A 25,600-nucleotide genomic window follows, 5' to 3' on the forward strand; every position below is an offset into this window, starting at 1 on the left:
AACGGACTAGTACCGCATGGTACTATGGCTTCGGCTGACTTCTGATCGTTCAGCGGCTTCTTTCGAAGCCGGTTACCGCAAGAGTACGGCGTGCCAATCAGACCTCCCCGGGTAAGCGCACAGACTTCCTCTCCATGTACCCGCCTCATTTACTGCCCGTCCCTTTTTCGGACTTTGACTTGTTAAGCAGTCTCATCCAAGAAGGACAGCCTGGTATGAGATTCGTGTTCCTCGGATCGGAGATTTGCCTCCAGCTTCCTTCAGATTCCACCTCACGATGGACACCCTTGCCTTTGGCTAACGGCTACAACGACCTTCACCGTTCGGGACTTAAACCCTATAGCGTGTGCGCATGCCGGGCACACTTAAAAAGCTCCCGGGCTAAACCGGGAGCTTGCTGCCATCAGGTATGGCAGGAGAACACTATGCGTTATTCGAATCCGCTTCGGTCTGAAGCTGGACGTTCCGCTGCGGAGAAAAAGTGGAAATAGCGTGTTTATAAACCAGCTGCTGCTTGCCGTCACTATCCAAAACAACAGTGAAATTATCAAATGCTTTGACGTGACCCCGCAGCTGAAAGCCGTTTAATAAAAAGACAGTTACTGGGATCTTTTCTTTTCTAAGCGTATTTAAAAATTGGTCCTGGATATTTACTGGCTGCTTCATTGCTTTCGTCCTCCTCATCCATCTCTAATTCTAAGTATTCGACGATAAAAATTTTTTTCCTTCCAAATACTGAATAATTTCCGTAATTATTTTCCTGAAATCCTTTTTTGTTACATCAAACCATTCCACTTGTTCTTTGTTACGAAACCAGGTAAGCTGACGTTTCGCGTAACGCCTCGAATTTCTTTTTAATAAATCGACTGCATCGTTCAGGGATATATCCCCTGTAAAATAGGGAAAAAATTCTTTATATCCTATCGCCTGAGCTGCTTGGGACTGAGGAGAAATATTTTCAAAAAGCCATCTCGCTTCTTCCACGACCCCGGCTTTTATCATCTTATCCACACGCTCATTAATTCTATTGTATAAAAGCTCTCGTTCCATCGTCAAACCAATCAATGTTATATCGTTATTAGGAGCATTCTTTTCTTGATGTGCAAACGTGCGTTTATGACTGCCGGAATAGTGATTAATTTCCAGTGCTCGGATCACTTTTTTAACATTGTTCGGATGGATGGATTCTGCGCTTACCGGGTCCACTAATTCAAGTTTTGTATGCAATGCTTTCGCTCCATACTCTGCTGCGTACTTTTCAAGCTCTATTCGAAATGTTATGTCAGCAGCTGTATTATGAAATGTTAGATTTCCGGTTAGTGAGCGAATATAAAATCCGGTGCCGCCAACGATTACTGGAATTTTATTTTTATTAGTGATAGTGTGGATCAATTCTTCAGCCTGTTTTTGAAAGTCTGCTGCTGAAAAAGATTCACCAGGTACAAGGAGGTCGATTAAGTGATGAGGAATCATCTGCTGTTCTTGTACAGTAGCCTTGGCTGTCCCAATATCGAGTCCTTTATAAATCTGCATAGAGTCCCCGCTGATGATTTCACCACGAAAACGGCGTGCTATCTCAATACCGGCTGCTGTCTTCCCTACCGCCGTGGGACCTACTACAGCTATAACTCTCTTGCTCATACCTGACCACCTTTCTTCAGCTCAATAACAGCATATTCTGTGGAGGCATGCCGCCGCTTTGGAACAGAGAAACCTAAATAATTGGACTGCGAGCGTATGTTACGTTTCCAGACTACTCGTTTTTTCGCCACTCTTTTCGCTTCAGTAACCGTATTTTCATTTAATTTTTCATAAGAGGCTGCTGCTCTCAGCGGATTCAATGAGCGAGAACTCTCCACAGGAAAGTCAAACATCGGATCAAAATAAATAACATCATACAAATTGTCCGGCTGTTTCTCTAAGAAAGATAGATAATTTTCCGTTACAATAGAAATTCGCCGCATCGCTCTGTTAAAATTATCATCGGTTTCCGTCCAAAATTTTAAACCTTTTTCCACTACCCGAGCGATTTCCTTTTTTGATTCGAGGGCTGTCACATGTCCCGAATCTCCCGTTATAAAGCTCGCAATGATACTGTCTGAGCCGAGGCCAAGCGTACAGTCTAAAAAGGACATTCCGCGTTTGAGCCCTGCAGCTTCAATTAAAGGGTCATGTCCCCCTGCCGCAAGTCTCCTCGTCCGCAGCCACGACATTCCTGGATGAAAAAAGAACGCCTCGTCTGATTTACGAGAATGCCATGTATCGCGGACCGGCCCAACAATATATATATCCTGTGAAGTGTCTGATTTCCATTTTAAAATCGACCGTTTTTTACGATCCATATAAGAAGAGTCCCAGTTCTTCGCGAGCATCCTGGCTTCTTCTCGTACATTTTCAGCGGCTTTTATGGTAGTCGTAATAATCATGGCGCACTCCTCGTGATTATATTCTCCAAAGAAAGTAAAAAAAGGCGTATTCACGCCTTTTTAATTAGTTATCAGATTGGGACTGCTTGAGCATATAAACGGCCATAATCAAACTGACGATCACAATAAATGCGGATACACCTAAAATAACAACGAGATCCAATGGTGTCATGTAAAGATTCCCTCCATAATACTCTTTTCCCTGCATTATATCACGTGCAGCATGCTAGTTTAGTTTGAAATTGTGACAAACTATTGAAAGACAGCTACATAACACGCTTAAACATTTTTTCCATATCATAGCTTGAAAAATGGATAATGATCGGCCTGCCGTGCGGACACGTGTATGGATCAACACATGCCCTTAGATCCTTGATCAGGACCGTCATTTCATCCTCGCGCAAATAACGGTTCGCTTTAATCGCTGCTTTACATGACATGAGAATTGCAGCTTCCTCTAACAGCTTTGCGATATTAACCTTTTTGGCGTCAAGCAGCTGCTGAAGCAGCTCTCGGATGGTGCTTTCCTCTTGACCTTTCGGAAACCACGTCGGATGGCTCCTTATTCTGTAGGTTCTCACACCAAATGGTTCAAGAAACACGCCAACTTTTTCTAATTCCTCCAGATGCGCTTCTAATATTTGTTCTTCTCTCGCCGATAGCTCCATTGTGACAGGAACCATTAGATCTTGAAGCTGATTTGGAGTTTCTCCTATTTTTTGGCGAAAGAATTCATAATAAATCCGCTCTTGAGCTGCGTGCTGGTCAATAATATAAAGACCTTCATGATTTTGGGCAAGAATATATGTGCCATGGAGCTGACCGATTGGTTCAAATTCCGGGACCGTCCCATTCTGCTCAGGCTTCGTACGATCACTATCTTCTTCGTATGGTGCCCTGTCAACTGAATGCTTTTTTTCCTGAACTGCAGAATTCTCTTTTATAGAAGCATACGTTGACTGTTCATTCAGTAAATCTTCAGTCTCGTTTATCATCGATGGAGTCTGATACTTACTTTTCACATATGAAGGTGTTTCTGGTTTTGTCGGCTTCACGCCTCCATCATTTTGCTTCTTCTCCTTCTCAAGCACAAACGCTAATTGCTCAGACTGAGGTTTTTTGGCTCTTTTTTGGTCCATATTTGGTATGAGTGGCTGAGAAGAGATCGTCTGCTTTAGAATATATTCAATCTCTTCAAGGAGTTCTTTTTCTTTACTGAGACGTACCTCAAGCTTGGCAGGATGTACATTGACATCTACAAGGACTGGATCCATTGTCACTTTTAAAATGACAATTGGATACCTGCCGATCGGAAGCAGCGTATGATACGCCCGTTCAATTGCCTTTACAATAGGGAAATGCCTTACAAACCTGCCATTAATAAAAGTAGATATATATTGACGTGAAGCCCGGTTTGTCTCAGGTTTCGCAGCATAACCTTCGATAGTATAATCAAGCGATGAATGCTTCACCTGCAGAAATTGTCTGGCAGTGTTCATTCCATAGATAGCGGCAATAACAGCACGCATATCTCCATTTCCATTCGTAAATAGAAGACGTCGGCCGTTATGGGATAATTCAAAAGACACGCCGGGCTCTGCCAGGGCAAGCCGGTTAATTACATCCGTGAGATTGCCCACTTCTGTATTTATGGTCTTCATATATTTTAAACGGGCAGGCGTATTAAAAAATAAATTTTTTACAGTTATATCTGTCCCTTTTCTACTTTTTGAAGATGTAAAGGCAATTCTTTTTCCTCCCTGGTAACGTATAAGCGTCCCCGGACCTTTTCCAGTACCAGTCACTAAATCAAGCGTTGACACAGCAGCAATACTCGGCAGCGCTTCTCCCCGGAATCCAAAAGATGCAATTCTGAAAAGATCATTTTCTGTTTTTATTTTACTGGTAGCGTGCCGCAGAAAGGCAAGCTCTGCATCTTCTCGTTCCATGCCATTTCCGTTATCTACAACTCGAATCGATGATAAGCCTCCTTCTTCCAGGCTTATTTGTATACGGGAGCTGCCTGCATCGAGAGCATTCTCAACGAGTTCCTTTACGACAGAAGCTGGACGCTCGACCACTTCTCCTGCCGCAATCTTATTAGAAAGGTCGTCCGATAATTTTCTGATTTTGTTCATTAGTTCTGTGCCTCCTTTTACTTAGCGCGAAGCTTGTGCTGATACTTATAAAGCTTCTCAATCGCTTCGATTGGGGACATATGCAGGACGTCTGTTTTTAAAAGGTCAGAGATAATTTTTTCATATGTGTGCTCAGAAGGCTTCTGCACAGGTTCTTCAAACAGCTGCAGCTGTTCCGTGCCAGAGGCTGCTCCGTTGATCTGCTCCGGAGCAGGAGGTTCAGGCGCACGGCGATGACTATTGCTTTCAAGCTCTTTAAGTAAAGATTCGGCTCTGGTGATAACAGCTGCGGGGAGTTCAGCAAGTTTGGCTACATAAATACCATAGCTGCGATCAGCCTTACCCTCCTCTACTTTATGAAGAAATACAACCTCTCCATTTTCTTCAATCGCACGAACATGGACGTTATTCAACGTAGTAAGCTTATCTTCAAGAACCGTAAGCTCATGATAATGAGTAGAGAAAAGAGCTTTCGCTCCAACTACATCATGAATATACTCTACAATAGCCTGAGCGAGCGCCATACCATCATATGTAGAAGTCCCTCTACCGATTTCATCAAGCAGTATTAGACTTGCTGGAGTTGCTTTAGCCAGTGCATGCTTCGTCTCAAGCATTTCGACCATAAAAGTACTTTGACCAGAAGCAAGGTCATCAGCTGCGCCGATTCTTGTAAATATTTGATCAAATAATGGAAGAACAGCTTCATCAGCTGGAACAAAACATCCAGTTTGAGCCATAATGGATATTAAAGCTGTCTGTCGCATATAGGTGCTTTTACCGGCCATATTAGGACCGGTAACGAGAAGAATTTCACGGTTATCATTTAAAGTAATATCATTTGCTACATATTCTCCCTGGTCAAGCATCCGCTCTACAATTGGATGCCTGCCGTCTTTTATTGAAAGATGACGTGTGCTTGTAAAGGCCGGTCTCACATAATGATTCTGCTCAGCCACGACAGAAAATCCCTGCAGGGCATCAATTTCACTAACCGCTTTTGCAGTTTTTTGCAGCGGCTGTAAAAACGCTTTAACTTGATCTCTTAATGCAAGAAACAGCTCATATTCAAGCCCGGTGCTGTTTTCTTCAGCTCCAAGAATAAGTGATTCTTTTTCCTTCAGCTCCGGCGTTATAAAGCGCTCGGCATTCGTTAATGTCTGTTTTCTTTCATAACGGCCCTCCGGCAGGTATTGGATGTTTGCTTTTGTTACTTCAATATAATAGCCGAATACTTTATTAAACCTGACTTTTAACGATTTAATTCCTGTAGCCTGCCGTTCTTCCCTTTCAAGCTTAGAGATCCATTCTTTCCCGTTCCGGCCTGCCGCATTGTATTCATCGAGCTTTTGATGGTATCCATCTTTAAACATGCCGCCCTCAGTAATCGAAACCGGAGGTTCATCTACGAGACTTTCTTCTAAGAGCTTCAGCAGTTCTGAAAAATCCTCCATCTCTGCTGCTTTTTTATTCAGGATATCATGCTGTAGATTTTTTAATAAGTTAATAATGGCAGGAAGTTCTTGAAGAGAACGGCGCAGCTGCACAAGTTCGCGCGCATTAATGTTACCGTAGGATACTTTTCCTGCAAGTCTCTCAAGATCGTATACATAACGGAGATGTGTACGAATATCCTCTCTTTCAAAAAAGCTCGTTAAGAATAATTCGACGATACTCAACCTGTTCTCTATCGCGTCCTGGTGCAGGAGCGGTTCCTCCAGCCATTTCTTAACAAGTCTGCCCCCCATCGCAGTAACCGATTTATCTATCAGCCACAGCAGAGAACCTTTCTTTGTTTTATCACGCAGGGTTTCTGTCAGCTCCAGATTTCTTCTTGAATGAAGATCAAGCTGCATCGTTTCTGCCGGTACATAAGTTTCCACTGGCTGCAAATGGGTAAAGGACCGCTTTTGAGTTCGTTTAAAATAATTCGTCAGCAGTGCCACTGCCTCTAAAAGTTTTTCATTATGTAGGTGTTCACAGACAGAATTAAATTCCGGGTCAAGTGATGAGTTCGGCTCTGGTGATAATACAAGCTCGTTCTTTGGAAGTCCATCATTTGAAAATGTTTCTGGAACGACGAGCTCTTTAATACCCGCTCTTGTCCACTCTCTCTCCCACTCTGTCATATCAGAGGTTAGAAGTGCCGCCGCTGCTTCTCCTGTTGTTAAATCCGCTTTTACGAACGCTGCGGTATGATCTGAAAAAGGGAGAAGCGCTCCGATGAAATTGTTTTCTTTATCCTGAATGGCTTTACCTTCCATAACCGTGCCGGGCGTGATCATCTGAACCACTTCCCGCTTTACAACACCTTTTGCCGTTTTTGGGTCCTCTGTCTGCTCGCAAATGGCGATCTTAAATCCCTTTTCAATTAAAGAAGCTATATAGCTCTCGGCGGAATGATAGGGGACCCCGCACATCGGAATGTCTTCTCCTTTATTCGTTCCCCTCTTTGTCAACGTTATCTCCAGCTCCTGAGCTGCTTTTATGGCATCATCAAAAAACAGCTCGTAAAAATCTCCGAGCCGGTAAAATAAAAAGGCGTCCTCATATTCAGCTTTAATTGCTTTGTACTGCTTCATCATCGGTGTTTCCTCTGGCACAATGGATTCCTCCAACTCATAGGATGCGTCTGCCGTTATTATATCACACAAGGTTATTATGAAAGTAAAAAAAAGCCCTTTCTCCATCTGGACAAAAGGCTTGAAAGTATGATTATTTTTTATCCTTTAAGAAGTCCGTATTAATATCTTTTAGTTCTTCATCAGCCACTTGCTCTTCCCATTTAATATTTTTATAATCATCATCTTCTTCATCATCATGTACTTGAATGCATACCTTTGTTTCTCCGACAACTTCGGCGGCAAATTCTTTTTCCACTTCTACTTTTACATCCTTGCCTTTCTCCCCAATCGTCGCTTCTAGAGTATTCGGCTGTTTAATTGTTCTGGCAATGACATCTACATCGTCGCTGATCCATTCCTTCTGCTTCATAGCAAGCGGAAGTACCTCTGTGTATGCTACATTTTCAGTTGTAACATCTGTTTTCGTATTATCATCGTATGAATACCATACATTGATATCATAGCTGCCGATAATTTCTACAGAGTCACCTTTTCTGTCCGCTTCATACTTATGATTAATGATCCAGCATCCTAAAATGCTGCTAGGCTTTTGAGGAGGCTTGATGACGTGAGTATCTTTACAGTGCTTTCTCCCTTTTCCACAGACTGCTTTGGTCACAATCTCCCGATATCGTACGTTTTGTTTTTCCGACGGCATGCCTTGCCCTCCTTTAATTGTATGTGTAAATGCCGTGCCAGAATGGTCGCATTTACAGTGCTCATGCTTCCACTATATGCATGGCAAATGTCTATGTTGTCTTTTTATTTTGATTTCTCGTTCATACATACGCTGCTTATCCTAAAAATATTCTTAATAAATTACGGTACGTGAAATTATAATTTAAAATTAAAAAGGTGGCTGGGACAAAAGTGAATTTTTTAAGCAAAATCCAGACGATTCTACTGAATCTGTCTAGATTGTTTGTTACCCCTTAAGTTTTTAGTAAATGCTCGTCAAAATGCTTCGTTTCCCACAGGCACGTCTCAAGTGGGCGCTAGTGTCGATGTTTGCCACAGGACGTGGCCGATTAATTCACCAGGCCTCTCGCTTGCTCCTATCTAATCAATCATTTCTTTCTTTATGTAAAGGAATAATTATTGTTCATATCAGACGGCAGTGGAACTTAATAACTTGGTTTGCGTTGCGTTGCCGAAATTTGACAACCAAAGCTTTTTACTCATCGTCTACATATCTTTAGAGAAGTATTTTTAGCATCCTTATGGCGTTTATTCTTCGATTGAAGAACGGAAGGCGGCGACTCCGTTGAGATCAGCGCAGTCTGAAAATCCATTCTGCCGAAGCATCGCTGAGGCAGAATTAGTTGAAGACAAGCCCCGCGGAAAGCGTCCACCTGCAGGGATGAAATCAACAAAACCCAAACTTTCTCTGTTTTATAAAAGCGGATGGGACAAAAGTAAATTTTTTACGCAAAATCCAGACGATTCTACTGTATCTGTCTGGATTGTTTGTTACTCTTGAGTTTTCATAAAATGCTCCGTCAAAACGCTTCGCTTTCCACAGGCACGGCTCAAGCCTCCCCGGCAGAAAGAACACTGCCAATGGAGACTTGAGACTCGTGCTGTCCTGCGACGCACAGGACCGTGCTGGTAGCGATGTTGGCCACAGGACGTGACCTGTTGTTCTAATCGACCAGCAGTCTAGGAATTTGACTGCGCATTGGATCTATTTTCTCGTTCAAGGATTTTAATATTCGTCTTTCAAGAGACTATTTTTAATTTGTCCAAGCCTCTTTATTATTTTTGCTCAATATTCATAAATGGATTTTTCGTCGTCGTACCCTGGAGCTTGTCTCCTCCAGCAGATTCTATAATTTCATCAGTTACTGTATTGGAAATTGTAGTAGATACCAGCTGCAGAAGCTGGTTTACATCGGTTTGACTCTGTTTAAACTCCTGCACGAGTGGAATATCATCAATTTCAGCATTTAGATCATCAATCTGTTGTTCTACCTTTTTCAGTGCCTCAGTTTTTTCATAATGCTGCAGGTTTACTGCTTCTTTTTGTTTCTTTTTTATCTTCCCAATTAATTCCTGCACTTTTAAATTTCGATTAATCTGTTCTTCTGCGCGCTTAAAGAAGTCAACTTCTTCTGTTTCTGCTATCATTTTTCCGAGTTCACGCGCTTTACCGAGCACTTCTTTTTTTGAATAAATCGTCTCACTCATCAGCTTTGCACCTCTGCCATTTCTGTCATATTTCCATCAAGACTCCATGTTTTAGCTTTAGTAATCGTAACATAGACGATCTTACCAATACATGATTTCGGCCCTTGGAAATTCACCAGCTTATTCGTACGGGTCCTCCCGGAAAGAATATCTGCATTTTTTTTGCTTTCCCCTTCGACAAGTACCTCTACTGTCTGCCCTTCAAGTTCTTTATTTCTTCTTGCGGAAATCTCATTGACAACTGCATTCAAGCGAGCTAGTCTATCTTTTTTTACTTCCATTGGCACATTATCCTGCATTTTTGCAGCCGGTGTGCCGTCACGAGGGGAGTAGATATACGTAAAGGCACTGTCATAGTCCATTTCCCGCATAAGGGTCAGTGTATCCTGAAATTGTTCTTCTGTCTCATTTGGAAATCCTACAATAATATCCGTCGTAAACGAAGCATTCGGCATGGCTTTTTTAATCTTGCGGGCAAGCTCCGTATAGCTTTCTCTCGTGTACTTTCTCGCCATCAGCTTTAATACTTTACTGTTCCCCGACTGGACCGGCAGGTGAATGTGTTCCACCAGATTTCCGCCTTTGGCGAGTACGTCAATAAGATGGTCATCGAAATCACGAGGATGGCTGGTCGTAAATCGAACACGCGGGATATCAATTTTTCGGATTTCATCCATGAGATGACCCAGCCCATAGTCTTTGTCCAGGTCTTTTCCGTAGGCATTCACATTTTGTCCAAGCAGCGTAATTTCCTTATAGCCTTGGCGGGCCAGGTCGCGCACCTCCGCAATAATATCCTCAGGGAGCCGGCTTCTTTCCTTTCCGCGAGTATAAGGCACAATGCAATACGTACAGAACTTATCACAGCCATACATAATATTCACCCAGGCCTGCGTTTTGCCAACTCGTTTTCTCGGCATATTCTCTACTACATCGCCTTCTTTAGACCAGACTTCGATCACCATTTCCTTGCCCTGGATTGCATCCTTTAACAAGTGAGGAAGGCGGTGAATATTGTGGGTGCCGAAGATGAGGTCGACATGCTGATGTTTGTTCATAATTTTATTTACGACTGACTCCTCCTGTGACATGCAGCCGCAGACTCCTAAAATTAATTCAGGCTTCTCTTTTTTCAAATGCTTTAAATGACCGACTTCTCCAAACACCTTATTTTCAGCATTTTCACGGATCGCACATGTGTTTAAGAAAATAACATCGGCATCCTCGGCTTCATCTGTGGCGATAAATCCCATATCCTCAAGAATTCCTGCCATATTTTCGGTGTCATGATAATTCATCTGACAGCCATAAGTGCGGATCAAATATTTTTTTCCGGATCCGATCGCTCTCATTTCAGATGGGATGGAGAAATCATAATGCACTTCGACATCTTCTTTTCCACGCCGTTTTCCTTTTTTATAATCCGGCTGGTCATTAATTAAAATACTGCGCCCGCCGATTTTCATGTATTGTTTTCCATCACTGTTTTCTTCCATGCTGGCATTGGAAAAATCGAAATATTTACTAAAATCTTTATTGGAAGCAGTCGTTTTATCAGACGCTGCATGGTTGTCTCGCGTTTCACCCATTTGCTGCTTACGCTGTTCTTCGTTCATGATCAGCTCTCCTTTCATTCTCGCAAAATGGAGAAGGTCCAATATAAAATTATACCCCGTATACACCTGGAAAACAACCGTTTCCGCGACTGCAGCCGTTGTTCAGATTTCAATGAAATAAAAAAGAAGCCGCTTTAATTAACAACAAGGCGCCGGTGACGATTAATGGCAGCCGCTATTTCATATCGTCTCGGCATTGCCATATCCCCAGGATGAGAACCAAAAAATGGAGAGACTCGATCAAGTCCATATTCTGAGACTTCTGCTTCGAGGAATTGTAATACTTCCTCCATCGATGCATTTTCCTCCAGATATCTGCAGGCATACTGTATCATGTTCGCAATCGCATTCGTCTGGGAGCTGTTTAAAAGCTGCTCTACCCCGGTAAGATCTATTGCATCTCGTCCATATAAAATCGTCTGTTTTCCTTTCGCAGCCACTTTACTTTTCTTTCCTTTTTTCGACTGAAAGCAGTTCGTCTGAATAACTCTTTCGGAAATTGGACCGAAATTGCTTCCGGCCTCCATCTGCCGTGAAGAACCATAGAGAGCCGCAATTTCTTTTGCTTTTTTTGTCACATCAGTCGGGCGGTACTCCTCAAGCATCACCACCGAATCAGCCACATCAAAATAGTCACCTGCCCCGCCGACTACCAAAATGGTGGAGACTCCATGATCGGTGTAGAGGGAATTAACTTTATCTATAAATGGAGTAATCGGTTCCTTATCTTTTGCCACGAGCGCCTGCATTCTTCCATCACGGATCATAAAATTGGTCGCACTCGTATCCTCATCAATTAATAAGCAGTTTGTTCCGGCTTCGAGACTTTCCATAATATTAGCAGCCTGGGAAGTACTTCCGCTGGCATTATCAGTACTAAAAGAATCCGTTGATTTATCTATGGGAAGATTAGAGATAAATGGAGAAATATTCACTCCCGCGACACTTCGGCCGTCCTCTGCCCGCACTTTGCATGCGCCTGCCCGGGTAATAACAAATTCTCTTCCGTCCCCGCTGCGATGGTTATATACTCCTCGTTCAATTGCTTCTAATAAGGTGCTTTTTCCATGATAACCGCCCCCGACGATAATATTAATACCTTCTTTTACAGCCATACCTCTAATAGGAGGTCTATGTGGCAGCGGTATTTCCACTCGCATACTGTCCGGCGACTGAAAAGATACAGCGTTTTCTTTAAGCGGTCGATTACTTATCCCGCTCTCTCTGGGCAGAACAGAGTCTTCTGCAATAAAGGTAATCAGTCCGTTCTCTATTAAAAATTCACGAATGGCCTGCTGCTGATCTGCCAGCTCCAGCTGTGCCCGGAGCTTATCAGCAGAATAGTGGAGCACTGCTGTCTCCAGAATTTTAGGAAGATCTCTGCTTAAAAGCTGGACGGCTTCTTTCCCAAGGATCGTTCTTCCTCTTGCCGGAAGGTGAACCGACATTCTAATTTCTATTTCTTTCTCCCTTATCAGAACTGCTGTGCGATCGAGAATTTCCTGGCCGGGTCCGTCAATTTGCAGACTGCTGCTTCTCTGTTTTTTCAGGGCAAGCTGAATTTCTTTAGCAAAGAAATCAACAGAAGCCACCCTTCTTTGCTGGCTGCTATCCGCCTCTGCGCCTAGAGAAAGCAGCTGCCTTCCCACACTTATCCTTATTCTTGAAGGACTCGCATAGGGATCGGGCTGGATATGATCAATATGAAGAGTAAAATTGGGAAATGAATAGCGTCCTTTAATATCGTTGTATGCTTTGTAACCTTTTCGATCTATTCGGTTTAAATGTTGTATTAATTGCTTCATGTCCTGTCTCCTTTCTCGTATCTGAGAGTGATATTACCTCATGTGAGGCTGCGCAAACATCAAAACAGGACCGGAGAAGAATCCCGGTCCTGCATTTTTGTTTACATAAATTCACTTGCAAGCTGTTCAAATTTTTCACGGTCAAGTTCAAGATTGTCATCGGAAAGAGGGGTCTCTTTGTATCCGCTGATAAGATCCTGATATGACAGCTTTTCTTTATCCTGATAAATAAGGCCGGTGACAAGACCTTCATTTTCCATTAATGTCTGCATGGCTAAGATCCTGTTGGAAGAATCATAATTTTCAATTGTATCCAATTTTGTCAAATTTTCCTTAAACCAATCATAAGTGTTCACTTTATTAAATGTAACACATGGACTGAAAACATTGATCAGGGAAAATCCGTTATGATTGATTCCTTCCTCAATTAAAGATGTCAGTTCCTTTAAGTCGCTTGAAAAGCTCTGCGCAACAAATGTAGCGCCTGCGGTTAAGGCTGCTTCCATCACATTTAAAGATGATTCAATTGAGCCTCCCGGCGTGCTTTTGGTCTTAAATCCCATCTCACTGCGGGGGGAGGTCTGCCCTTTTGTTAATCCGTATATCTGGTTATCCATGACAATATACGTCATATTAATATTTCTGCGGATTGAATGAATGGTATGCCCCATTCCAATCGCAAATCCGTCTCCGTCTCCGCCGGAGGCAACAACAGTTAAGTCGCGGTTCGCCATTTTGACACCCTGGGCAAGGGGAAGCACACGTCCATGAACCCCGTGAAAACCATAGGCATTCACATAACCCGACACACGTCCTGAACAGCCGATCCCGGTAATCACAGCGAGCTCATGAGGCTCTAGCCCGACATTGGCAGCGGCCCGCTGGATGGCGGCCTGTACGGAAAAGTCACCGCATCCTGGGCACCAGTTAGGCTTTACTTTATTTCTGAAATCTTTAAAAGTTGCCATTTACAAAACCTCCCTGCACTTGCTGTGAATTTCGGACGGAAGAAACGGGTTTCCATCGTACTTCAATATATTTTCCACTTTTACGCCGGTATTCAGGCGGATAATCTGCCCGAGCTGACCGGTAGCGTTATTTTCAATGACGACTGCTTTTTTAGCTTTGTTCAGCTGTTCAAGTAACTCTTTCTCCGGGAAAGGATGAAGAAGCCGGATATGAGCATGATTCACTTTAAAACCTTCTTTCTCGAGCCGGGGCATAGCTTCTTTAATAGTACCACGGGTGGAGTTGATTCCGATAATTAATAAATCAGCTTCATCATGATTTGCTTCCACATGTACCGGCTCTTCAAACCGTAACGAAAGATTCTTCGTCTTTTTTAGACGCTTATCCATCTGAGTGACACGGTTTTCGGGATTTTCAGAAGGTTTTCCCATTTCATCATGTTCTACACCAGTGACGTGAAAAATCCCATTTTTCGTACCTGGAAGGACACGTTCTGAAATTCCATCAGCTGTGTCCGCATACCTCTTAAAATAATCTCCCGGCGCTTGTTCTTCAAACTCTTCACCGCTGTTCAACCTGCCGCGCTCAATTTTGATTTTATTATAATCTAGAGGTTCAACTGTCTGCTTTCCAAGGGAAAGTGCAAGGTCTGTCATTAAAATGACAGGGCATTGGTATTCATCTGCGAGATTAAAGGCCTGGATTGTATCATAAAACGCTTCCTGAACAGTACTTGGAGCAATAACAATTTTCGGAATCTCCCCGTGTGTCCCATAAAGCATCGCCATCATGTCTGACTGTTCCTGCTTTGTAGGAAGGCCGGTGCTTGGTCCTCCCCGTTGAGTGTCGACAATAACAAGAGGCGTTTCTGTCATGCCGGATAACCCAATCGCTTCCGTCATTAGTGATAAACCAGGCCCAGCTGAAGCGGTAAAGGATCGGACACCACCGTAGTTTGCTCCAATTGCCATGTTTGCTGCTGCAATCTCATCCTCTGTCTGAATGACTGTGCCGCCAAAATCAGGAAATTTTTTAATTAAGTATTCCATAATCTCAGAAGCCGGAGTAATAGGATAAGCCGCCATGAATCGAGACCCGCCTGCAATAGCGCCGAGACCTATGGCGTCATTACCGATCATAAACATCCTCTTATTGCCATCTGCTTTATTCAATCGGAAATTCTCTACATTTCCGCCTGCCTGCTTTTGAAATTGCGCAGCGCCTTCTCGCACGGCGTTCATATTTTTTTCAACGACTGCTTCGCCTTTTTTGCTAAAGATTTCTTCGACGACTTCCTGGTAATTCTCAGTGGATATTCCCAGAATGGCACTGGACGCACCCACAGCCACCATATTTTTCATTAATGAAGTTCCAAGCTCATTAGCAATCTCTGTAAATGGAACATCATAAAGCACTGCTTTGCCGTTCTCCGGAACGACTGGATTAAACTTTGAATCCGCGATGACAATCCCGCCATTTCGAAGCTCTGAATAATTGACATCGATCGTTTCTTGATCAAAAGCTACTAAAATATCAAGATCGTCAGAAATTGAATTAATCTGGCTTGTGCTGACTCTGATTTTATTATTAGTATGTCCACCTTTAATTCTTGAAGAGAAATGACGGTATCCATACAAATAATAACCAAGACGGTTTAACGCAACGGAAAAGATTTCCCCAGTACTTTCAATTCCTTCCCCCTGCTGGCCACCAACTTTCCATGAAAGTTGTTCTATCATGCTCTCTCATCCTTTCCAAACTACTTTCTCTCTCTCGTGTATATAGCTATAGCAGCAAGTTTTTCTTGCTGCTCTTCGGTCAAAGCGGGCACTTTTTCATCTTAGAATGAACAGGCTGAAAAAGCAAGGTTTGTTAAATTAATCTATCCGTTTTCTCATTACTGTATCTATGTATATTGATTATAACAGAGTAATCCTATCAGATTCAAAGGTTTTTTGAAAAATACAACTATTGTTGAGTCAGTACGAAAAGCGTCAGCTCCTTTACTCACTAGCCCTTAGCTTTTTCTTAAGAAGGTCCACGCGGTGCAGGCGGACAGGAGATCCGTTTTTTTGTTATTTTTCACTTTTTTTGAATGGTTGGCGGAAACCAGCTCGCTGCTTGGAGCAAATAGCCGAACCAATGTTCAAAGAACCCGCCGTATTTTGTAAAAAATGAATTTCATTCAAGTCAAAATAAAAAACCGGCTTTAAATGCAGCCGGTTTTTGTTTATTCCTATAATATTCTTCAGCGGGGTTCTACAATCAATTTAATAGCTGTTCTTTCTTCCCCATCAATCTCAATGTCCGTAAACGCAGGGATACAAACAAGATCAATACCGCTTGGAGCCACAAAGCCTCTCGCAATAGCAACAGCCTTGATGGATTGATTCAGGGCGCCTGCTCCGATTGCTTGAATTTCTGCTGCCCCTCTTTCTCGAATAACTCCTGCAAGAGCGCCGGCAACAGAATTAGGGGTGGATTTAGCTGATACTTTTAATACTTCCATCTATAGTACCTCCTTGTTGGGATCTAGCCCTCGTTAACTATATTCATGATGGAGCGTGCTTATTCCTGCTGTGAATAGAAAGAATTTTGCGCTATTTTACTGTTTTATTCGTAAAAAGGAGTTTCGTCGCTGATATGAATGCGCTCTGCCGCTTGGGCTCTGCCGTTCGAAGGATCGAAATGTATTAGGATTCCGTTTAATTGTTCCCGTCCTTTATCTACTTCAAACCTTACTGGCAAATTTGTTAAAAATTTGTTAAGAACACTCTCCTTTTCCATCCCAAGTATCCCATCTAGCGGCCCTGTCATTCCGACGTCCGACTGGTAGGCTGTGCCAGACGGAAGAATTCTCTCGTCAGCTGTCTGCACGTGCGTATGAGTGCCGATCACAGCTGACACTCTTCCATCTAAATACCAGCCGAGCGCTTGTTTTTCGCTCGTGGCTTCTGCATGAAAATCGACAAATATTATAGGCGTCCGCTTTTTTATTTGTTCAATAATTTCATCAGCTTTACGGAAAGGGTCATCGTTAGCAGGCATAAATGTACGGCCCATCAGGTTAATAATCCCTATTTCCAACTGGTTGACCTTAATAATTTTATAGCCCTGGCCGGGTGTTCCGTCCGGGTAATTAGCAGGACGTACCAACAGTGGAGCGTTATCTATAAACGAGAAAATCTCTTTATTGTCCCAGCTGTGGTTCCCAAGCGTCACAGCCTGCGCCCCTTTTTCCAAAAAACGTTTATAGATTTTCTCAGTAATTCCTTTTCCTCCCGCCGCATTTTCTCCATTTACCACTGTAACGGCAGGGTTGTACTTTTTTTTCAGTTTTGGTAAATATTCATCTATCATTTTTCTGCCGGGAGAGCCGACGACATCTCCAATAAACATTAGCTTCATTTCATAATTCCTTTCATCTTCGCAATCTATCCGTCATTATTTACTTGACAGAAGGAATATTAAACGTTTACCTTTATTCTGTCTTCCTGCTAAAGAAAAAAGCGACGTCGTAACGTCGCTTTATTTCGCATATTCGACTGCTCTTGTTTCTCGAATAACGGTCACCCGAATATGTCCAGGATAATCCAGTTCATCCTCAATTCGTTTAGTTATATCTCTCGCCAGACGATGTGCGAGCACATCATCCACTAAATCAGGCTTCACCATGATTCTGACTTCCCGGCCCGCCTGAATAGCGTACGTTTTCTCCACCCCGTCAAAGGATTCAGCAATTTCTTCGAGCTTTTCCAAACGACGGATGTACGTTTCAAGTGTTTCTCTTCTCGCACCAGGCCGTGCCGCTGACAGCGCATCTGCAGCTGCAACGAGTGAGGCGATAACTGAAGTAGCTTCTGTGTCTCCATGGTGAGAGGCAATACTGTTAATTACGACCGGATGCTCTTTATACTTCTGTCCGAGTTCCACGCCTATTTCCACGTGGCTGCCTTCCACTTCATGGTCAATAGCTTTGCCGATATCATGAAGGAGACCTGCACGTTTGGCGAGCTGCTGATCTTCTCCAAGCTCTGCCGCCATTAATGAAGTCAAATGAGCAACCTCCATTGAATGCTTCAATACATTCTGGCCGTAGCTCGTCCGGAACTTAAGACGTCCAAGAATTTTAATAAGATCAGGATGCAGGCCATGTATTCCCATTTCAAATGTTGTCTGCTCTCCATATTCTCTTATCAGTTCATCTACCTCGCGTCTAGATTTTTCCACCATCTCTTCAATTCTGGCAGGATGGATTCGGCCGTCCTGAACAAGTTTATCAAGTGCCGTTCTGGCAACTTCTCTGCGGATTGGATCGAAACCGGATAAAATAACCGCTTCCGGAGTATCGTCAATGATCAAATCAATCCCTGTTAAGGTTTCGAGTGCTCGAATATTCCTGCCTTCACGCCCGATAATCCGCCCCTTCATTTCATCGTTCGGAAGGTTCACTACAGAGACAGTTGTTTCTGCCACGTGATCAGCAGCACAGCGCTGCAGAGCAAGCGACAAAATCTGACGCGATTTCTTATCGGCTTCAGCCCGGGCACGTTCTGTGTGCTCCTTGATCATAATTGCCGTTTCGTGCTCAAGCTCCTGCTGAATATCGGTAAGAATTATATCCCGCGCTTCTTCTCTCGTAAGTCCGGATATCTTTTCAAGCTCTTGTTTCTGTCTGGATAAAATCTCCTCCACTTTGCTATTATTTTCTTCTGCCTGTCGTTGTTTGTCGGCAAGAGTTTCTTCGCGTTTGTCCAGTGATTCTTCTTTCTTGTCCACGAGCTCACTTCTGCGGTCAAGACTTTCTTCTTTGTGCATTAAACGGTTTTCCTGCTTTTGAACTTCATTCTTTCTTTCACGTAAATCCGCTTCTGCTTCAGCCCGAATCTTATGAGCTTCGTCCTTTGCCTCGAGGATTGCTTCCTTTTTATTCGACTCTGCTTTTCTTTCCGAGTCTTCGAGGATCTGACGGGCTGCGTATTCGGCACTGGAAATCTTAGCTTCAGCTGTCGATTTACGAATAAAATAACCAATCAACCCACTAATGACTGCAACGACAATCAGCAAAATGGAGATGAGAAAGATACTATCCATTCTTTTCACCTCCTCTTGCTATCTGTTTGTGTTCTTTCCATTTTTCATTGGAAAGGAGTGTTTCAATTCAATCATAAAACATTGCTTAATAAAGAATGTTTAATGTGCGCGCTCATCACAGTAACGCTGCACCAATCATTAAGAAACATTCATAGAACAGCTGTATTACAGCAGCGTTCTATATTATTGTATCTTCCCAGTGAAGGCATGTCAAGACTTGCCAGCATGGGGAAACCTTTATTTAACAGGGTTTTCAAGAATTATGGAAACATATGAACGGTCTTAATTTCTTGGATCACAATAACAAATTATTTGTACAGCGAAAGAATGAACAATGATTTTTACATTTTGCTTATCTGTATTTTATGTCAAGGAATTTATTTAGAAGGTGATGAAGAGTCCCGAAATTAATGGTTATAAGAATAGTGCCGACTCCTTGAAAAAACTGGACACAGGGGCCGGCAGCTGGATATCGAAGTTGAAATTTTGTACATTTCTATTCTATAAGAAAGATGACCATGGTGTAAAACCGCGGTCATCTTTAAGATGCATTTCATTAAACTATTCATATTATAGGGTGCGTCTTAAGCAGCTCTAACTTATTTAAGAAGAGTCTTTTAAAACATACCGGAAAATTCGTTTTTTATGCTTCCTCGCTATCGAGGGGCAGACCTTCTTTTCCTTCTTCTGTTTGAGCCTTATTCAAATCATAATGATCACGAATTTGAGCTTCAATTGTTGAGGTTACTTCTTCGTTTTCCTTCAGATACTGCTTTGAATTTTCACGTCCCTGTCCGAGGCGGTCTCCCTCATAAGAATACCAGGCACCGCTTTTTTGGACGATATCAAGCTCAGCGGCCATGTCGAGGATAGATCCCTCTCTTGAAATTCCCTCGCCGTACATAATATCTACTTCTGCCTGCTTAAATGGCGGAGCCACTTTGTTTTTTACCACCTTGATTCTTGTTTTGTTCCCGACCATATCATTTCCTTGTTTCAAGGTTTCCGCACGGCGTACCTCGAGACGGACTGAAGAGTAAAATTTCAGTGCGCGCCCCCCTGGAGTTGTTTCAGGGTTTCCGAACATAACCCCGACTTTTTCACGAATTTGATTTATAAACACGCAGATGGAATTCGATTTACTGATAGCTCCGGAAAGCTTTCGGAGCGCCTGCGACATGAGCCTGGCCTGAAGCCCGACGTGTGCATCGCCCATTTCACCCTCAATCTCTGCTTTTGGTACGAGGGCTGCTACAGAATCGACAACAATCATATCTACTGCGCCGCTCCGCACGAGAGCTTCTGCAATTTCCAGCGCCTGTTCTCCCGTATCAGGCTGAGAAAGAAGCAGTTCGTCAATGTCGACCCCCAGATTCTGGGCGTAAGCCGGATCGAGCGCATGCTCCGCATCAATAAATGCTGCCTGGCCGCCGCTTCGCTGAACCTCGGCAATCGCATGAAGAGCAACGGTCGTTTTACCAGAGGATTCCGGACCGTAAATTTCAACGATTCTCCCCCTGGGATATCCGCCGACACCGAGGGCGATATCAACTGCAAGCGCTCCGCTCGATACGGTGGAAACCCTTCTGTCTGTCTGCTCTCCAAGCTTCATAATTGAGCCTTTTCCAAACTGCTTTTCAATATTTCTTAACGCATGATCCAGAGCTGTCTTACGTTCATTCATACTATCTCTCCTTCGCACATTTTCTGACTGATTGTTGTCCCCATGAAACAAACAGTGCGTGTGTATTTCAAACGGTCATTAGAAAGAAGGACCGTATCATTCTATCACCTACTTAATAATAACTTGTTTTTCATCATTTGCCAATACTTTTGCGAACATTTATTCGTATTTTTTCTTATAGTTTGATGAAATTCATCAGTCATTTTCAAAATCCGGAAGGTTCTCCGGGCATCAGTTCAGCTATTTTCTCCAAGCAGCGTACTTTTGGTTGTGACGGAGATGAGTCCCGCTATCGGTCGAAAAGAATGCCAAATCGCCTGCCATTCACGCTATCAGCGTACCTGATGTCCGCCAACCATTCAAAAAAAGGCAAAAAGTAAAAAAATTACCGATCTCCTGTCCGCGTCCAAGAACCGTCCTCTCACGCTGCATCCGAATGTTCGTGTTGGATATACAGAACAGTACTTATGAAGTTGATTCAGTTATTACAAAGAAAACACTGCCTGGAAATCCGGGCAGTGTTTTTCTTTATCGGGAAGGGCGTGCAGGTCTCGGCCTATTTTCCCGCTTCGGACGCGGCTTAGCAGGCTCAAGGTTTACGCGTGCTCCGTTAATGCGTGAATAGCGGAGCGCTTCATACACAAACGGCGCTACATCTTCTGGCACCTCAACAAAAGTAAAGTTTTCAAATATGTCAATCCTTCCGACAGCTTTTCCAGGAATTCCAACCGCGTTTGAAATTTCCTCAATCAGCACCTTTGGACTCATGTTTACATTGCGCCCAACATTGATGAAGAATCTTATCATTCCTTTTGCTCCACCGGTCTCACCAAAATTATATCCATCATCACTTTCTCCGATTGCAGAGGAGAAATTAAGCTTCATAAGAGAACGGACAATGTCCTTTGCTTCATACTGTTCAAGCAGTTCCTCGGTCAACGCATTAAACAAAGAAAGATCTTCATCATCATTCAATTGGTCCGTGATCAGGTTTTTCCATGACTGCTGCTGTTTTTCCACTACTTCTTCAATAGAAGGAACAGCGTGGGATGGAATCGCCATTTTAATTTCAGCCTCAATAGAACGCAGGTGTTTCATTTCCCGTGGTGTAACAAGGGTAAGAGCTTCGCCGCTTTTCCCTGCACGGCCCGTCCGGCCGATTCGGTGGACATAGCTTTCCGGGTCCTGCGGAATATCATAATTGATAACATGAGATACATCGTTTACATCAATACCACGTGCAGCAACATCTGTCGCAACAAGAAATTCTATAGACGAATCACGGAATTTCTTCATGACTGCGTCCCGCTGAGACTGAGTGAGGTCGCCATGAAGGCCATCCGCAAGATATCCTCGTGCCTGCAACGCTTCTGTAAGCTCAGCTACACCTTTTTTCGTCCGGCAGAAAATAATTCCGAGTTCCGGATCCTTACTGTCAAGTATCCGGCACAGTGATTCTTGTTTATTACGCTCAAGGACTTTAAAGTATACTTGATCAATGGAAGGAGCTGTGACCTCACTTTTATTAATCGACACAGTCACCGGGCTATTCATATAACGTCGTGAAAGCTTACGGATAGCAGGCGGCATGGTCGCGGAAAAAAGAAGCGTCTTTCTGTCCGTATTTACCTGCTTCAAAATATTTTCAATATCATCGATAAATCCCATATCAAGCATTTCATCTGCTTCATCCAGGACTACAGCACGTACTTTATCAAGCCTTAACGTTTTTCTGCGCAGATGATCCTGAATTCGGCCCGGAGTCCCAATAACAATTTGAACTCCCTGCTTCAGCGCACGAATCTGGTGTCCGATGGATTGCCCTCCATAAATAGGAAGCGTTCTTATTTTCATATATTTTGAAAGCTTTTGCAGTTCACCGGATACTTGAATGGCAAGCTCGCGTGTCGGTGTTAAAATAATCGTCTGCACATGTGGAGCTGTAGTAATTTGATTTATAAGCGGAATTCCAAATGCTGCCGTTTTTCCGGTCCCGGTCTGGGCCTGACCTATTAAATCTCTGCCCGAGAGGATTTCCGGAATTGCTTTTTCCTGGATGGGGGAGGGTTCTTCAAATCCCATTTCCTTTATCGCCTTTTTTATGTTTTCATTAATATCAAAATCATTAAAATACGTCATTCACTATCACCTTTTCTTTCCATTAACAACCGGCAGCCGTGATACATGCTAACTCTCCGGATTTGTTCACGTACTCCGGCCAAATTTAATAAATGGGAGGATGTCCCTTCGGCTGAGGCAATTCCAACCCATACCGTACCAGCTTCTTTTCCCTCTAAAGGATCGGGTCCTGCAACACCAGTGAAGCTGATGCCGATATTTGAATTCATAATGCTTCGCACTTGTTCAGCCATCTTTTCTGCACATTCTTTACTGACCATCCCATGCTGATCAAGAAATTCTTCATTAATACCGAGAGCGTGCACTTTCGCAATTTTTGTATACGCTGTAATGCCGCCCCGGAAAACAGACGATGCCCCCGAAATATCGGTAATCATTTTTGAGAACCAGCCTCCGGTTAAGCTCTCTGCAGCAGCGAGAGTCAAGGAATGATCCGAGAGCCATTTCACTGTATTGCTGGCCAGCGAGTCGCTGCCTCTGCCATATAAGTATTTTCCAGCTTTATGCTGTATCATTTGATCGAGCTTTTCAAGCATTTCATCAGCTTCCACATAATTTCCTGCACTAGCGGTCAGTCTTAATGTAACTTCTCCTTCAGCAGCGAGGGGAGCAATTGTAGGATTTGTCTGGGTGCTGATCAGATCTTTAAACATTTCTTCAAGACTTGACTCACCGATCCCAAAAAATCGGAGTACTCTGGATAACACTACTTTTTCGCTGTCTTGTTTTTGCTGCAAAAACGGGCGAACATCATGATCGAACATACTTTTCATTTCCCGGGGCGGGCCCGGGAGTAAAATAAACCAGGTACCTTTTTCCTCAACAGCCATACCACAAGCTAATCCTGCTTTATTATAAAACACTTCTGCACCTTCTGTATAGTGAGCCTGCTTAACATTCGATGCAGTCATCACTTTACCGATCCTGTCAAAAAACTCTTTCATGTTATCATGAGTTTTTTTATGAACAATAAGCTTTCTGCCGGTAAATTCTGAGATAACTTCCTTAGTTAAATCATCCTCAGTCGGACCAAGTCCTCCTGTTAGTATAACAACTTCTGCCCGTTCGCCAGCTTCTGAAAGCGAATCGCGGAGACGATTCCAGTTATCTCCAACGACAGTATGGCGGTACACATTTATGCCAATTCCGGCAAGTTCTGCGGATAAGTATTGTCCATTCGTATTAGCAATTTGACCGAGCAGAAGCTCTGATCCAACAGCAATAATTTCAGCATTCATAATCGTATATCCCCGCCTTTCTTACATGGAATGTTTAAAAATGTGCTTATTTTTCATAAAATAATCAACACCGGAAACAATGGTTAAAAGCACCGCAATCCACATCAATGCCATTCCCGCTGGTATGCCCCACAGCTCGAATGGAAGATTGTAAAAAAGCAAAACGGAAAGAGCAGTCATTTGAAACACGGTCTTCCATTTGCCGAGCCCGCTTGCCGCAATCACTTCACCACTGCTGGCTGCTACAAGGCGTATACCGGTCACCGCAAATTCGCGGCTTAAAATAACGATAGCCATCCAAGCTGGCAGCATTTCAATCTCTATCAGAGACAGAAGCGCAGCTGTAACGAGAAGCTTGTCTGCGAGCGGATCAAGAAATTTACCGAAATTTGTTACGAGTTCAAGTTTTCTCGCATAGTAACCATCAAGCCAGTCTGTTGAGGCCGCAATTACAAATAAAACAAATCCTATCAAATGAGAAACAGGGAACATGCCAGCACTCGTTTCTATTTCTCCTAATGGCAGTGGTACAAGCATAAACACCATAAAAATAGGAATAAGGGCGATTCTTGCAATTGTTATTTTATTCGGCAGATTCATCGTTCACCCTCTTTTCTGTCGTCTTTACCGGATGAAGTCCCTCGTTATTGTACCATATAATAATAATAGATAGGCTGATATAGCATGGATTTGGTGGAAGAAGAAGAAAAAAGCCCCAACTGGAGAACGGGACTTTCTTGCATGTATCATTCTTCTGGATCTTTATCAAAGCGTAGTTTTTGGTGAGGAGCGCTGTCCGGATATTCAATTTCATTGCCGTTAAAGCTGACGGTCACAGCACTGGAATTCCCGATGTTGAGAATCACAAAATCTCGGTCGCTGTAATCAATCTCAACAGATTCTCCGTCGCCGGGGCTTGATATTTCTTCAATAATGCTTCCGTTATCATTCCAGTCTTCTCTGGCGTCCACATAAGATTCCCCTGAAAATTCAAGCTCAATATTCATATTATCCGAACCGGATACTTCGAATACCGCACGGCGGTTTTCAGAAGAGACAAGTTCAGGGGCTGAATCACTATCCTCCGACTCCTCATTGCCTTCTTCCCCTGTATCTTCCTCTTCATCGCCTTCATTTGAATTGTCGCCATTTTCCGAATCATTTTCGGATTGCTCTGGTTCCTCTTCTTCTGGTTCCGCAGATGTTTCTTCATCGTTAACATCTGATTCCACCCCAGGATCATTTTCAGGGGAGATGCCGTCAGAAGTGCTATTATTCATTCCCTGGACCACAACCCAAATACTAGAAGCAACGATCACCAAAAATAAAATACCTATCGCTGCAGGTACGATTGAAGAGTTTTTTTTCTTTTTTTGAGTGCCGGCATGCCGTGGCCTTGCCCGTTCTGCCCGTGACGGAAGATCACTCGTCTGCTGCTTAGGCTGAGGAAGCTCTGAACCGTAGTTTTCAAATACCTCATCAGGATTTAAATGCAGCGCTTCGGCATAGCTTTTAACAAAAGCCCTTGCGTAAAAAGCTCCAGGCAACTGATCATAGCTGCCGCTTTCAATAGCCTGCAGGTAACGCTTCTGTATTTTTGTTAACTCCTGCATTCTTTCAAGCGTAAGGCCCTGATCTTCTCTTTTTGATTTCAAAAATAATCCTAGCTCTGACAATTTT

19 protein-coding genes are annotated in these 25,600 nt (G+C 43.2%); all 19 read right to left on the reverse strand.

The window, feature by feature from the left end; all coding sequences use genetic code 11:
- Positions 1-423: 423 nt before the first annotated feature.
- The 19 genes from hfq to ACE4RR_RS01575 all read right to left on the reverse strand — a co-directional run bounded on the left by hfq (position 424) and on the right by ACE4RR_RS01575 (position 25,596).
- Positions 424-666 carry an RNA chaperone Hfq gene (hfq, locus tag ACE4RR_RS01485; RefSeq protein ID WP_375533620.1) on the reverse strand — a complete coding sequence of 81 codons (243 nt, stop codon included), beginning with the start codon at positions 664-666 and terminating at the stop codon, positions 424-426.
- A 30-nt stretch (positions 667-696) separates the two neighbouring features.
- Complete coding sequence (miaA, locus tag ACE4RR_RS01490) at positions 697-1,641, reverse strand: tRNA (adenosine(37)-N6)-dimethylallyltransferase MiaA (protein ID WP_375533621.1); 945 nt, start codon at positions 1,639-1,641, stop codon at positions 697-699.
- Positions 1,638-2,426, reverse strand: coding sequence for a class I SAM-dependent methyltransferase (locus ACE4RR_RS01495; RefSeq protein WP_375533622.1), 789 nt, complete (start codon positions 2,424-2,426; stop codon positions 1,638-1,640). Before ACE4RR_RS01495 ends, miaA begins: the two co-directional genes overlap by 4 nt.
- Positions 2,427-2,692: 266 nt before the next feature.
- Positions 2,693-4,564: a DNA mismatch repair endonuclease MutL gene (gene mutL, locus ACE4RR_RS01500; protein WP_375533623.1), complete on the reverse strand. Its 1,872-nt coding sequence runs from the start codon at positions 4,562-4,564 to the stop codon at positions 2,693-2,695.
- Positions 4,565-4,581: 17 nt separating this feature from the next.
- A complete protein-coding gene (gene mutS / locus ACE4RR_RS01505; RefSeq protein ID WP_375533624.1) occupies positions 4,582-7,167 on the reverse strand; it encodes a DNA mismatch repair protein MutS in 2,586 nt (861 codons plus the stop codon).
- Between the two features lie 112 nt (positions 7,168-7,279).
- Positions 7,280-7,846: an outer spore coat protein CotE gene (gene cotE / locus ACE4RR_RS01510; protein ID WP_375533625.1), complete on the reverse strand. Its 567-nt coding sequence runs from the start codon at positions 7,844-7,846 to the stop codon at positions 7,280-7,282.
- A gap of 1,097 nt (positions 7,847-8,943) precedes the next feature.
- Positions 8,944-9,375, reverse strand: coding sequence for a YlbF/YmcA family competence regulator (locus ACE4RR_RS01515; protein WP_375533626.1), 432 nt, complete (start codon positions 9,373-9,375; stop codon positions 8,944-8,946).
- Positions 9,375-10,991 (reverse strand): tRNA (N6-isopentenyl adenosine(37)-C2)-methylthiotransferase MiaB, encoded by a 1,617-nt coding sequence (gene miaB / locus ACE4RR_RS01520; protein ID WP_375533627.1) that lies wholly within the window; start codon positions 10,989-10,991, stop codon positions 9,375-9,377. The genes ACE4RR_RS01515 and miaB overlap by 1 nt, the downstream gene beginning before the upstream one ends.
- Positions 10,992-11,125: 134 nt before the next feature.
- Positions 11,126-12,796: an ABC-ATPase domain-containing protein gene (locus ACE4RR_RS01525; protein ID WP_375533628.1), complete on the reverse strand. Its 1,671-nt coding sequence runs from the start codon at positions 12,794-12,796 to the stop codon at positions 11,126-11,128.
- A 101-nt stretch (positions 12,797-12,897) separates the two neighbouring features.
- The gene (locus ACE4RR_RS01530; RefSeq protein WP_375533629.1) at positions 12,898-13,764 is read right to left on the reverse strand and encodes a 2-oxoacid:ferredoxin oxidoreductase subunit beta; all 867 of its coding nucleotides are present in this window, start codon (positions 13,762-13,764) and stop codon (positions 12,898-12,900) included.
- Positions 13,765-15,504, reverse strand: a complete 1,740-nt coding sequence (locus ACE4RR_RS01535) for a 2-oxoacid:acceptor oxidoreductase subunit alpha (protein ID WP_375533630.1) — start codon at positions 15,502-15,504, stop codon at positions 13,765-13,767.
- A gap of 509 nt (positions 15,505-16,013) precedes the next feature.
- The gene (locus ACE4RR_RS01540) at positions 16,014-16,274 is read right to left on the reverse strand and encodes a stage V sporulation protein S (RefSeq protein ID WP_375533631.1); all 261 of its coding nucleotides are present in this window, start codon (positions 16,272-16,274) and stop codon (positions 16,014-16,016) included.
- 104 nt (positions 16,275-16,378) lie between these two features.
- Positions 16,379-17,173, reverse strand: coding sequence for a TIGR00282 family metallophosphoesterase (locus tag ACE4RR_RS01545; RefSeq protein WP_375533632.1), 795 nt, complete (start codon positions 17,171-17,173; stop codon positions 16,379-16,381).
- Positions 17,174-17,293: 120 nt separating this feature from the next.
- On the reverse strand, positions 17,294-18,859 hold the full coding sequence (gene rny, locus ACE4RR_RS01550) for a ribonuclease Y (RefSeq protein ID WP_375533633.1): 1,566 nt from the start codon (positions 18,857-18,859) through the stop codon (positions 17,294-17,296).
- A 643-nt stretch (positions 18,860-19,502) separates the two neighbouring features.
- Positions 19,503-20,543, reverse strand: a complete 1,041-nt coding sequence (gene recA / locus ACE4RR_RS01555) for a recombinase RecA (RefSeq protein WP_375533634.1) — start codon at positions 20,541-20,543, stop codon at positions 19,503-19,505.
- A 528-nt stretch (positions 20,544-21,071) separates the two neighbouring features.
- Positions 21,072-22,682, reverse strand: coding sequence for a DEAD/DEAH box helicase (locus tag ACE4RR_RS01560; RefSeq protein ID WP_375533635.1), 1,611 nt, complete (start codon positions 22,680-22,682; stop codon positions 21,072-21,074).
- Positions 22,679-23,920, reverse strand: a complete 1,242-nt coding sequence (locus ACE4RR_RS01565) for a competence/damage-inducible protein A (protein WP_375533636.1) — start codon at positions 23,918-23,920, stop codon at positions 22,679-22,681. The genes ACE4RR_RS01560 and ACE4RR_RS01565 overlap by 4 nt, the downstream gene beginning before the upstream one ends.
- Before the next feature lie 21 nt (positions 23,921-23,941).
- On the reverse strand, positions 23,942-24,520 hold the full coding sequence (gene pgsA, locus ACE4RR_RS01570; RefSeq protein ID WP_375533637.1) for a CDP-diacylglycerol--glycerol-3-phosphate 3-phosphatidyltransferase: 579 nt from the start codon (positions 24,518-24,520) through the stop codon (positions 23,942-23,944).
- Between the two features lie 146 nt (positions 24,521-24,666).
- Positions 24,667-25,596: a helix-turn-helix domain-containing protein gene (locus tag ACE4RR_RS01575; protein ID WP_375533638.1), complete on the reverse strand. Its 930-nt coding sequence runs from the start codon at positions 25,594-25,596 to the stop codon at positions 24,667-24,669.
- Positions 25,597-25,600 lie beyond the last annotated feature (4 nt).

The sequence above is a fragment of the Alteribacillus sp. HJP-4 genome, assembly GCF_042139015.1.
Classification (GTDB): domain Bacteria; phylum Bacillota; class Bacilli; order Bacillales; family Marinococcaceae; genus JBHIKY01.